Origin of the sequence: Sphingomonas sp. 179-I 2A4 NHS (genome assembly GCF_045369135.1) — a bacterium.
In the GTDB taxonomy this organism is placed as follows: Bacteria; Pseudomonadota; Alphaproteobacteria; order Sphingomonadales; family Sphingomonadaceae; genus Sphingomonas.
In genome coordinates, this window is sequence record NZ_JBIQFL010000007.1 from 61480 (window position 1) to 73026 (window position 11547).

At 64.2% G+C, this 11547-nt stretch carries 10 protein-coding genes and 2 pseudogenes; 1 reads left to right on the top strand and 11 read right to left on the bottom strand.

Annotated elements, in window-relative coordinates; translation table 11 throughout:
- Positions 1 to 40: 40 nt before the first annotated feature.
- From ACH0CP_RS13240 to ACH0CP_RS13260, 5 genes are all read right to left on the bottom strand, one after another.
- Positions 41 to 265 carry a hypothetical protein gene (locus ACH0CP_RS13240; RefSeq protein WP_406889450.1) on the bottom strand — a complete coding sequence of 75 codons (225 nt, stop codon included), beginning with the start codon at positions 263 to 265 and terminating at the stop codon, positions 41 to 43.
- Positions 266 to 267: 2 nt separating this feature from the next.
- On the bottom strand, positions 268 to 474 hold the full coding sequence (locus ACH0CP_RS13245) for a PRTRC system protein C (RefSeq protein WP_406889452.1): 207 nt from the start codon (positions 472 to 474) through the stop codon (positions 268 to 270).
- Positions 475 to 518: 44 nt separating this feature from the next.
- Complete coding sequence (locus ACH0CP_RS13250; protein ID WP_406889454.1) at positions 519 to 947, bottom strand: PRTRC system protein E; 429 nt, start codon at positions 945 to 947, stop codon at positions 519 to 521.
- Between the two features lie 35 nt (positions 948 to 982).
- Positions 983 to 2578: a PRTRC system ParB family protein gene (locus tag ACH0CP_RS13255; protein ID WP_406889456.1), complete on the bottom strand. Its 1596-nt coding sequence runs from the start codon at positions 2576 to 2578 to the stop codon at positions 983 to 985.
- A 131-nt stretch (positions 2579 to 2709) separates the two neighbouring features.
- On the bottom strand, positions 2710 to 3720 hold the full coding sequence (locus ACH0CP_RS13260; protein WP_406889457.1) for a hypothetical protein: 1011 nt from the start codon (positions 3718 to 3720) through the stop codon (positions 2710 to 2712).
- A gap of 73 nt (positions 3721 to 3793) precedes the next feature.
- Here ACH0CP_RS13260 and ACH0CP_RS13265 point away from each other — a divergent pair, with 73 nt between their 5' ends.
- Positions 3794 to 4282 (top strand): hypothetical protein, encoded by a 489-nt coding sequence (locus ACH0CP_RS13265; RefSeq protein ID WP_406889459.1) that lies wholly within the window; start codon positions 3794 to 3796, stop codon positions 4280 to 4282.
- Between the two features lie 6 nt (positions 4283 to 4288).
- On the opposite strand, the gene ACH0CP_RS13270 is transcribed toward ACH0CP_RS13265, so the two are convergent.
- The 6 genes and pseudogenes from ACH0CP_RS13270 to ACH0CP_RS13295 all read right to left on the bottom strand — a co-directional run bounded on the left by ACH0CP_RS13270 (position 4289) and on the right by ACH0CP_RS13295 (position 11391).
- Positions 4289 to 4795: a thermonuclease family protein gene (locus ACH0CP_RS13270; RefSeq protein WP_406889461.1), complete on the bottom strand. Its 507-nt coding sequence runs from the start codon at positions 4793 to 4795 to the stop codon at positions 4289 to 4291.
- Between the two features lie 239 nt (positions 4796 to 5034).
- Positions 5035 to 5376: pseudogene (locus ACH0CP_RS13275) on the bottom strand (DUF6927 domain-containing protein); the annotation flags it as partial.
- A 20-nt stretch (positions 5377 to 5396) separates the two neighbouring features.
- Entirely contained in the window at positions 5397 to 7319 is a 1923-nt protein-coding gene (locus ACH0CP_RS13280; protein WP_024018999.1) for a reverse transcriptase domain-containing protein, read from the bottom strand.
- Positions 7320 to 7931: 612 nt separating this feature from the next.
- A pseudogene (locus tag ACH0CP_RS13285) lies at positions 7932 to 8198 on the bottom strand (hypothetical protein); the annotation flags it as partial.
- A 32-nt stretch (positions 8199 to 8230) separates the two neighbouring features.
- On the bottom strand, positions 8231 to 9178 hold the full coding sequence (locus tag ACH0CP_RS13290) for an ArdC family protein (RefSeq protein WP_406889611.1): 948 nt from the start codon (positions 9176 to 9178) through the stop codon (positions 8231 to 8233).
- 98 nt (positions 9179 to 9276) lie between these two features.
- Complete coding sequence (locus ACH0CP_RS13295; RefSeq protein WP_406889462.1) at positions 9277 to 11391, bottom strand: ParB/RepB/Spo0J family partition protein; 2115 nt, start codon at positions 11389 to 11391, stop codon at positions 9277 to 9279.
- Positions 11392 to 11547 lie beyond the last annotated feature (156 nt).

The following is an 11547-nucleotide window of genomic DNA, read 5'->3' on the forward strand; positions in this document are numbered from 1 at the left end:
CGGGATCGCGGGCGAAAGGCAGACCGCACGGCCGGCTAGGTCAGCCGAGCGGGGGCAATCGCAAGCCGGCTGGAGGTTGGAGGGGTTCGACCGGCTCTCCTTGCTGCGAGCCCGGTTCGAGGAGGATCTTGATGTGAAGGGCCTGGGCCTGCGCGTCGCAGGCCGGTCCGGGAGAGCGGGAAGTGTCGCCATCGTCGAACTCGATCCATTCGAGGAGTGTCTTGCGGGGTGCGGCGGGCACGACCGCTTCGGCTTTGCGCGACACGGCTAACCCTTGGTGCCGACGGCACGGCGATATTCGGTGACGTGGACTCCGGCCGTAACGCCGGCATCGACCAGCTCGGCGTTCAGGATCGCCGGGTACAGGGTGGCGTGGTAGGCACGCAGACCCTGCAGGTCGTCGGCGAGATGCGGCGGGACCGGAAGGTCGATCCCGTCATATCGATAAACGCGCTCGAGATGATTGATCTGCATGGAGCTTCTCCTGGGAGATGGAACGGGAGCTAGAGCGGCTGGGGTCACCACAGGCTCGCCGGCTCGTTCGACTTGGCCTCGGCTGGGAGCGCGGCCGGAGACGGCGCTGGCAGCGCCGAGGGGGCCACCGTCCTCGCCGGCGCCGATGTCGCCTTTGCCTTGGCGGCCTCGGCGGACGCGGCCTTGGCGGCCTCTGCGGCTTCGCGTTGGTCCGCAATCTGGTCAGCAAGCGTCTTGCGCGTGGCGATCAACTCGCCGAGCGCACCGTCGGGACCACGCGCGAGCTCCGCGTCGATCTCGGCCGCGCTCGCCGTGATCGAGATCGGGCGTGTTTCGCCGGCTTCGAGGGTGTTGGCCTTGCCCTCGATCTTCCTGGGAATGACGGTGAGGGTCACGGTGTCATCCGGACCCGCGACAAGGTCGAACCCCAGAGAGTAACGGTGCAGGAGCGGAAGCAGGTTTGCGATCAGCATGATCGTTCGTCCTTGTTGGGATGGAAAGAGATGGATCAGGCGGCGAGCGCTTCTTCGCGGGGGGCGGCGGCCCTTTCGGCCGCCGGCGGCGCGCCATAATTCCCGTCGAGCGTCATCGCGCTGGGGAGGCGGCCCGCCCAATCGAAGCCGCCGACGTTGAGCATGCCGGTGACGAGATCGGCCTTTTTCGAGCCGAGAAGCTTGGCGAACGCCTTTTCGCCCATGTGCGGGATCAGTCCGCATTCCCGGGCGATGAATTTGAGCTCGTCCTTGGTGTAGCGCTCGAGAAAGGCGCGATCGACCTGCCAGACCGGGCGGATGTCGACTTCGAACGCCCGGGCGAGATCAGCGACCTGGCCGAAGGTCTGCACGTCACGCGCGTAAGCGGCGCCGATCGCCGATAGGGCCGTCGCCGCCTGGGAGTCGGACAGCTCACGGATCTCTTCGATCTTGCCCTTGAAGGTCAGGTCCGGGAACGATGGGTTCACTAGAAGCGCAGCCCGCGCCGTCAGCGTGCTGGACTTGATCTGGGAAAGCGTGCCGCTGAGCGCTGCCACAAGGATGGCGACCCGAGCGTGGTCGGCATTGTCCGCCAGCCCGCGCGCAAGCGCGGTCCGCCAGGTTGCTTCGCGCAGGTCGCTGGTCCGACTGGCAATCGACTTGGCGGAGACGCTGGGGCCGACCGCGCTGCCCCCGGACTTTCCAGGCGCGCGAGCCGGCGGAGCGCCGGGCGCCAGTGCGGCACGCCGTGCAATGGCCTCGACCCCGCCGACCGGCTCTTCCGCGTGAGGATCGGTGTCGCCTGTCTCGTCCGCAGGATCATGCCGGTCCTCGATGTCCTCGTCCGCATCATCGTCAGCGGCTGCCGCGCGCTCCTGCTCCTGCAGGCGCGCGCTTTCGACCGCTTCGGTCTTGAGCTGAAAGCATTCAGCGTTGGTGCAATGGCCGTCCTCGACGTGCGTCTCGAAGAGGGCGCGCTGGGTCCCCGAGTTGAACGGACAGGTCGTGCATTCGGACTTGTCGAAGCAGGCCTCGGCGAGGGTCTGGGTGACCCGCATGAGGAGATCACGCGTCTTCGCGATGTCGAGCCCGGCGCCAAGGATCGTCTCAAGCGCCTTGTCCTGCTTGTCAGCGGGCACGGCGGCGAGCAGCTCGGCATGCCCCACCTTGATGCGGCGTTCGTCGAGGGCGAGCTTCACCGCCTCCGAAAGGTTGGCGAGCGCGAGGCGACGATCGAGCTTTCCGCGGGACCATCCAAGGCGCCGGCCGGCCTCGGCGCGGTCGTTTTGGCAGGCGGCGAGGACACGAACCGCGGCATCGGCCTGCTCGGTCTCGGAGGCATCGGCGCGAATGTCGTTTTCATCGATCGCCGCCTCGAGCGCCTCCTGGTCAGTCATCTCGCGGATGATGACCGGAACTTCACCGTCGGCTCCAAAAGCCTCGACCGCGGCTCGATAGCGGCGCCCGCCCGCGACGATGGTATAATGATCGTCGCCATCGGCCGCCGGTCGCACCAGAATGGGCTGAAGCATGCCGCGTAGCCGAAGCGATGCGACAAGTTCCTCGTGCTTCTGCCTATCGAAGTAGCGGCGCGGATTGTAGCCAATGGCTATCCGGGCGAGTGGGACCATGCTGGTCCCCGTGGATCGGGGTGTGGTCAAGGCCTGTCTCCTTGCAGGAATGGCGGGGCAGCTCCGTCGCGGACGCGTGCCTCCCTCTGGCGAGCCTCATGCTCACCCCTTCCTGCCCCCCTCCTCTCTCCTCAGCCGGCGAGCCGCTCCCGGTAGATGTCGGCTGCCCATGTCTCGACCCACGGTGCCGTGACCTCGTCATGATCCAGATCGCCGCTTTCGATGAGGTCGCGGATTTCGGCGCGAGCCTGCGTGATCGCAGCCTCCCAGGGGTCGTCGGGAGTCGGATCGGGTTCTATCGGCTTATGGTGCGGCAGCCGCAGAGGCGGGCTGGCGAGACGTCCATGCTGGGCGACCACCCACCGCGCCAGATGGCTGGCTACGAACCGGTCGCTCTTGGCGACGCCGAGGCGGCGCGCGTCTTGCCGGGCACTGACGCCGTAGGCCTGGCTGTCGATCGACGCGATGCGGTGCCCGAAGGGAAGCAGGAAGGGCAGCGCCGTCCCCTTCACGCCAAACGCGTGCAGCCGCACGCCCAAGGGCAGGATCTGATCCAGATGGTCGATGACGGCGATCAGCCCCTCCGGCCCGTGGATATCTCTTCGGCACATGCTACCGACACCGATCAGCGATCCGGGCGTCAGGGAGTCCCAAAGCGCATCGATGCAGCGCTCGTAGTCGGTCGGTCTGCGACCCTGGATGACGGGCATGAGCGTGTCGGCGATGCCGTGATCCTGGGCGAGGCGCCGACATTCGCGATTGGCGCGTATGGTACGTGCGAGACGGTCGATGACCTCCTCGCGGTCTTGGGCGACCTCGGCCTCCACGCAGTAATCGGCGCTCGCCCACCATCGGAAGGGATATGCCGCCGCCAGCGCGACATAGTCGGCCAAGGACCAGGGAAAGCCGCCGTATCGGGCGGCCGCCACGAAGCCTGCGGAGTCGAGGCAGAGAGCCGATAAGCCCGTGGCATTGCGGAGCTGGGAAAACCGCCACCCTACCCACTCGCGCCAGCCACGCCGATCCGACCAGCGCGATAGCGCGTTTGCGGAGATGAGGGCGGGCAGCTGCAGTGCGCGAGCCTGGCCCAGGATCGGGCCTTCGCTGAGATGCGGCAGGCCGACGATGATCTCGATCGACATGTCTGACTCCCCCTCGGGTTGATGTTGACGGGGAGATTTGTTCACGATACGTTCTGGCGGCAGGAGATTTGCCGTGACGACTTCGCCATTTCGCGACCGCTTCGACTTCGACATCACGCTGCGCGATGCAGCACTGGACGCGGAGAACCGCCCTACCCGCCGCATCATCGCCAACGCTTCGATCGGCTTGCACGTCGAAGACGCCTATTATTCGGTGCGCGAGCTTCGGGAGGCCGTGAGTTGGGTCCACGAGGGCATTCCTGCCGGCAAGGGGAAGCTATCCGAGATCCTCGCCAACGACGGCGCCGACGATTTTCAGCGATGCATCTATTTCTGCCTCGCCGGTCGCGGCGTCGTGGCGATGCTCGATGATCTAGAGTGGCTTGAGGATCTTCTCGAGCGGCGCGGCCGGGTAGCGGGGGAGCAGAAGCGGCTGAAGGCGACGGCTATGCCGCTCACGAACCCTTATGTCGCCGATGCCCCGGACGGTCCGATGGTCAAGCTGGACGCCGCCTTCGAGCAGGGCCCGTCATGGTGGGCCGATCCGAGTTTGACCGTCTAGGCGGAGTCAGCGCTCACACTTGAGGCGCTGGCCATGCCGCCAGCGGGAAGGCTGCAGCCAGGAGCCGGCGAACGCCCCTGCCCTTCTCGCTTTGGCTTGCGCGAAGGCCGATGCGTAGCGTCGGACCCGGGCGGCATCATCGCGGAGATATTGCAGCTCAGGCACGGCCAGCCCGGCGCGGATCATCCGTTCGCCGAGGTCCTGCCCGTCGACTACGACTGTCGCCACGGGTCGTCCGTAGGAGCTGCCCGACCTGAGGCTGATCGTCGCTGCCTTGGATCGCAGCGCGGTGGCGGCGAAATCCTGTGCGGCCTTCCCACACGCCCAGCATCCAGAAGCGCTCTGGCAGAGTTGTCGCCGCTCAAACGCATCGACGCCCAGCAGGCGAAAGTCCACGGCGACCGTGTCGCCATCGAGAGCGCGCGCCTTGGCATCGAAGGTTTGCGGGGCGGCGGCCGCGGAAGCGGCGAACGACAGTGCCGCCGCGCCGGCAAGGGCCAGGCCGCGCTTCAAGACACCATCTCGACTTCGACGCGTTCGCCGCAAGCTGGTAAGGTGCAGACACGAAAGGGCTGCATCGGGTTGGTCGTTCGCACGATGCTGATGCGCCCTGGCCGCTCGTCGAAAAGTCGGGAGGCGACGCGGTTCGCGTTTTCGCCACTGCAAAGAAGCAGCCGCTTGGGTGAAAGACCGGGGCTGAAGGAAGGCATAGCGGATCCTCTTCGGGGCGAGCATGATACCGGCTGAGCGGTTCAGGCAAAGATCGTCTTGTGGACCTTGGTGATCGGCACGACCTGCCACTGCCGCTCCATGAACCGGCTGATCCGGTAGCGGCCGCGGGTCTCCGGATCGCGGAGCGTCATTCGGCGGCCCCGCTTTTCGATGATGAATTCCTGCCCCACATGGCCATCGGAGAAGGTGATCGGCTCCTCGAGGCGGATCCGGTCGCCGTCCTCCAGCTTGCGGGAGCGGCGTTTCAGGTTCTCCGCGCAACGGCGGCGCCAATCGAGGGCGTGCTCCTTGTCGGTCGGCGTCAGGAGGTCGAGGATGTGCTGCGGGCAATTGTCCTCGCACGGACCCATCGCTTCCGTCAGTCGGGTAGGATTGGTGCTGCTCATGGAGTCAGCCCTGATCCCCCCGCCGAACCGCACGTGCAGCTTTCACCGCATGCGGCTCTCCACTGTGACGAACCATCACTTTGCCGTAGATCGGGCAGGCGGCCTCTGTGAGTATCCCAGTGGCATTGCTCGCACAGGACCACCGTCCTGCGGGCGCGTGCCACCTTCATTCTCACGACAAAACCGCGGTGCGAAACATCGGCCATCCCCCGGATATGGTGCACCTGACACGGAACATCGGATCGACCGCAAGCCTCGCATTGCTTGGCATTCTGACGATCAACCCAGTCCGTACGTGAGTGGGTGAACACCTGCGTCCAAGGCTGGATATCAATCCTGGACGAGGTGGCCGGATCACGTTTCAGATGAGCCAGTTTCCAGACTTTGACCGATCGGGGCTGGCCATCGACGTCGTAGCCGATGGTGAATTCCTGCCCCGTCCTCATGCGGGCCACGACCGCTCGCACATTGGTTTTGTGCTTGCTGGCCAAGGTCTTGAACAAGCTCCACCGCTGGAGAAACTCAAGCCTGTTCAGCTTGAAGCTCACATCCTTGGCGAGAGCATAGTAGTTCGCAAAACCCCGCAATTCGGCGTTGTAAGCTAGGACGATCTCAACGTCGCTGCAGCTGAGCAGCAGGCTACGATGACGCGGCTTCAACACCGACAGATCACCATAACCTTTTGCAGAAGCGAACGCGTGGACCTTCTCCCAAGGGACATGCAGCTGCATCACTTCCGACGGCGGCCTACGAAGGAAGCTGACGGAACCTTGTCGGCTCCGGACAACCCGTTGGCGTGTCGTATATGTGCGGACCTCATATCCAAGGAAGGCGGCTCCATCGCTCGCCTTGCGGATACCGCTTTTCTCCTCGGACACCGTGAGCGCCAGCGCCTCGGTCAGGAATGCCCTGACTTCGGCGAACACGCTTCGTGCATCCTCCTTGCTACCGATAACCCCAATCATGAAGTCGTCCGCGTAGCGACAGTAACGAAGTCGGCGATAACCGGGGTCCATCGCGTCTCTCGACGGGATGGACCGCTTTTGCGGCAGTAAGGTTTGGATTTTGGCCAAGGAGGCCGCAACCTTCACCTCGTCGACATTGTCTTTGGCCCGCAGCATGGTGACGCGCTTCCGTTGTTTCTGGATGCGCCCAGCCAGTCGCCCATATTCCGGGTTCGTGGCACGGACCTTCCCCCTCTCGAAAGCCGCGATCCGTTCCGCCATGAACATATCGAGTTCATGGAGGTAGATGTTGGCCAAGATTGGAGAGACGATACCGCCCTGCGGAGTGCCGCTGTAGGTCCGGGTGTGAACCCGGTCTTCCATAACACCCGCCTTAAGCATGCTGCCGATCAAGCCGATGAATTTCTCGTCATCGATCCTTTTCCGCAACAGCCGCAGGAGGATGTCGTGGTCGATGTTCTCGAAGAACCCCGCGACATCCACATCTACGAGCCATTTCACCCCCGTCCATACGGCTTTGACGTGTTCAAGCGCCGTATGACACGACCGGCCCGGCCGGAATCCATGGGAGGCGTTCGAGAACACCGGTTCATAGATCCGTTCGAGCAGTTGCCGCGCCACTTCCTGAACGAGGCGGTCGTCGCGCGTGGGAATGCCCAGCGGACGCCGTTTGCCCTTGCCTTTCGGGATAAACACCCGACGCACTGGTTTGGGATCATAGGTCCCTGCCGTCACGCTGGCGATAATCGGGTCGAGGTCTTCCGGTCCGAAGTCCGCGAAGGTCTCGCCGTCAATACCCGGCGTCATCGCACCCTTGTTGGATCCGATCTTCTGGAGCCCCTCCTCCCAAAGGAGGCGAGACCCCATCAGACGATAGAGTCCATTCACCCTTTTGCCCGACGCAACGAGCGCCGGAATGGCCTCCAACCGGCCTTTCACAGTTTCTGGCAGCATCAGCACACCCCATGATCGGTGGTTGAAGAATCACAGCTGCCGCCCTTCCCCCGGTCTTCCCCGCTTCCGGCCCGATCGCTCGAGACCTTATACAGTTGCACCGCCGCCTCCGAAGAGGTCGATGTCCCGGGCATTACCCCGGGCATTTGAGTAATATGGCGGCTCCGTACCCATGCAGGCCGGCAGAAGCCGCCTGTTTAGGGCATCCCGTAGTTACGCTGAATGGAGATGCGGCGCGGTTAGGTGTCCCGTTCGTCCACTAAACCCCTCGACGAGAGGCGCACCGGATGGGCTGAGAAACAGGCGGCCAAGACATGAGACCGCTGTCATCATCCGGACCTGGCGTGACAGTCGCTTTCGCCAGTATCGCTATATAGATTGCTGCAGACTGGGATTTAAGCAGTGTAGCCTTCACCATACGCACCTTGCCCTGACCGTCATCGCCTCCATTTGCGACTAAGACGCATCTGGCCTTTTCCGAACATGCTATTGTTCCCCGTCCCTTTCGGGATTTCAGACCTTGTGAGGCCCGAGGTTAGTCCGGCGAGCAGAGGCATTCTCAACTTACCTCATCATCACTGATACTCCATTTCAGCGCCGCAACGGCGCACTGTCCTTGTAGCCGAACTGCTCGCGGGTCTTGCTGCCGGGATTCCAGAGAACCTTGCAGATGATCGCGAAAACCTCGCCGCCAACTCCATTGGTCATCACCTGCGCGGCCGCATAATAGGTACGGTTCTGCGGACAGGACGAGGCAAGAACCCTGAGGCCCGAGGTGCCGTCATCGACGGTGCGAGTATAGGTGAACTGGTCGTCGAGATACGCCTTCGCCGAGGCGTGACCCCCCATCGACGTGAAGGGCATGGTAAGCCACCCCATAGGGAACATCCTTTCGAAATCGGCGGAAAAGGTCAGGCCGCCGCGGCCAACGTCGCGACGGGGGCGGAGGCCGGTGTGGCCTGCGCCCGCTGATCGGAGCGTAAAGCAAGCAGGTAGTTGAACGCCTGCTCCGCTTTGGCCGCCGCGTGGATGATCGCGGTCTTGTCGGCGCGAAGAATGCCGAGCCAGTGAGCGACATAACTCGCGTGATTGTCGTGCAGTGCGTTGGGAAGCGTGAGCTGCGCGCAGACGAGGCCGCTGCCGATCTCGGCGACCAGCTCCTCGAATGCGTAAGCTTGATCACCGAACCGCTTGCCGAACGTGCGCGCAAGGCGGGTGGTGCCGCCCGACCAGTGCGTCGTCTCGTGCGCGCGCACCGACGCATAGTGATCCATCGACTTGAAGGAGCGCGGATGCGGAATCTGGATATAGTCGAGGGTCGGGTGGAAGAAGGCGCGATTGCCGCCGTGGCGTACGTCCGCGGGTATTGCGCCAAAGAAAGCGTCGATCGCGCTTTGTCGCGCCGACGGGTCCACAGGATCGTCATCCTCAGCGCCGGGATAAAAATAGGCCGGCAAGCCATCTATTTGATCGGCGTTGAAGACTACATAGTGCCGCAGGAACCGGATGTTCTTCTCTCTCTCGGCACCCGTGAGTGGGTTGGCCTCAGTCTTCTTGAAGCTGGAATAATAGACCGAGAGCGAGCCGCTTTCACCGCGGCGAACATTTGCGCCGAGGGCCTCGGCCTGGCGGTAGGTCATCCAGTAGCGCGATCGATAGCCGTTCGCATCGGCGATCGCCCACAAATAGACAGTGTTAATGCCGGTGTAGGGCGTGCCGCAGTGACGCAGCGGGCGGCCACCTGCACCGGTCACGCGCCAGGGTCTACTCCATGGAGCGACACCTTCCTCCAGTTTACGGATGATCAGGTTGGTGATCTCCGCCGCGACGTCCCGGCTCGATTTCGGTTTTGCGCGCATGGCGATGTGCTCCAGTCGCGTGGAAGGGATGGCCGCCAGCGCAGGCGCGCCGGCGGCCACTCCTGGATGATGTGGGTCAGCGTGACTTGTCCGGCCGGTCAGGCCGCGACGGGCTCGGGAACGTCGCCGCTCTCGGCTGTGGGCAGGGCCCCGACATCGTCGGGCAGGTCTTCGCCCCCGGCATCGTCGAAGGGATCGACCGCGGCCGCGCCCTCCACGTCGAGGAATCGCATTGCGTTAGGCACCCAGGCGAGCGCAGCCTCCTTGACCTCAGGTTCGACGATCAACTCGCCGGCGAACAGCTTCTGGCAGCTCTCGGAGATCTCCGTCTTCTTGAGCGAGGCGTGACGCGCGGTGAGCGCCGGCCCGCCGATATCGTGAAGGAGGCTGAGTATGGTGCCCTTGTTCACGCGGTCGAAGAAGTTCTCCGAGGTTGGCCGCCACCAACTCGCGACATCGATCTCGAGGATCGTAGCCAGTCTGTTGTGGAGCGGGATCTGCACGTTGGAGAGGCCAGGCTTCGCCGCAAGCGACAGCGCGACGATATAGGCGAGCCAGTTGGCCTTGCTGTCGTCGTCGAGGGTGCGGAATGCCTCGAAGCGCTCGACCTCGCTGTCGTGCTCGGTCCAGGCGGCGTCGAGACCATCATGAGCCTCGGCCAGGTACGAGCGCGCACGCGAGCTCGGCATGTCGCCAACGAGTGGATCCTGCGGGGCCATCGCCTGGATCGTTGTGCCATACCGAACCGCACTGTCCGAGGCCCCACCAGCCGAGCACATCCGGGCATCGATCATCACAAACAGCGCAAAGTCGAGCGCCAGAGCGGGCTCGGCGAGAAGGGACGACGCGAGGATGTCGCGCCGCTGAATGGACAGCTCGTCATACAGCCGCCCGCTGAGCAGCTTCCCACCGGGTGCCACCGCTTCGGGCCGATGGGCCACCGGGGAGGAGCCTCGCTCGACGACGCGGAAGCTCCCCGTGGTCAATTCCTCGTCGCGGCGCTCGCCGTCACGAGCCGGATCACTCTCGTCCCTGATGGGTTCGGTCGGCTTCTCGATGATGATCGGCTGCTCGCTGTAGAACTGTGGATCGAGCCGCATCTCGCCCTGTGGTGTCAGGACCAGGAACGCGCCGACATGCGCCTTCAGCTCGTCAGGCAGGATCGGGGCACGGTTCTCGATCGCCTCGGCCTCGGCGATGAGCCGATCGTCTTCCTGATCAAGCGCCTTGAACTCGTCCTCCGGGAGTCCGGCAGCCTGCAGCTCCATCTCGAGCACATTGCGGCGCTCTGTGATCTCGGCGAGCCGCGCAGTCTGGGCGTCGGTCAGCTCGGGCGGCTGGAGAATGACCCGATAGAGGCCGTGGGCCGCATTGTGCGTGTAGTTGCTGGCAATCGGCCGGATCCACGCGAGCCCCGTCTCCTCGCCGATACGGCGCGCTTCGTTCTCCATGATCTCGCCGGCCAGTCGGTGGGCGATCTCCGGATTGACCCAGCGATCATTGCCGTCGGTGAAGAGGTCGCCATCGATCTTGCCGCCGGCCGCTCGGTAGCGTGGCTCCCCGACCAGCATGGCGATGGGATCACTGGCCTTCAGGGTTTCGTTCTCGATGACGCGCCGGATCGTGTCGGCGGTCACCTCGCTCTGCTTGTAGGTGTTCCAGACGAGCAGCTGCTTTTCGCGATTCTCGGTGGAGGCATATGCTTTTGCGATGTCCAGCGTGATCTCGCCCTTGCTCAGCGCCTCGAAGATGGGCTCGGCGAGCGCGGCGAGCCGCAGGCGACCCTCGACGAAGCGGCGGGTCACGCCGAACCGCTTGGCCACCGCGTCAATATCACCGCTCTTGCCGATGAAGTGCTGAAAGGCGCGGCACTCCTCCGCCGGCGTCATCTTGAGCTGATGGAAGTTGGTGGCGGTCGAGGTCTCCGAGAGCTCGGCATCCTCCCCCGTCAGCACCATGACCGGCACATCGTAGTCGGCTTCGGAGATCGTGCCGCGCTCCGCCAGGAGACGAAGCGCGCGCCAGCGCCGGCCCCCGTCGAACACCTCGAAGGTACCGCGCGGCTTCTTCGCTGGAGTGACGAGAAGGTTTTGCAGGACACCCTTGGCCTCGATGCTCGCGGCCATGGGTCCGATCTGTAGCTGCTCGTCGGGCGCCGTGCGGACATTGATGGGCGAAAGACGCAGCTTGTTGAGTTTGACGGTCTGGATCACGGGGAATTCTCCTGCTGGCGCCCGGCAAGTCCCGGACACCATCCCCGACCCCCCTCCCCTCTCTCCCAGGCCAGAGTTGTCCGATCCTGGAAGCTGTCAGGCAGGAAAGCCCCTAATCAGTCGCACGGCGGCTCGCCCTACCCTGCTGCAACGATG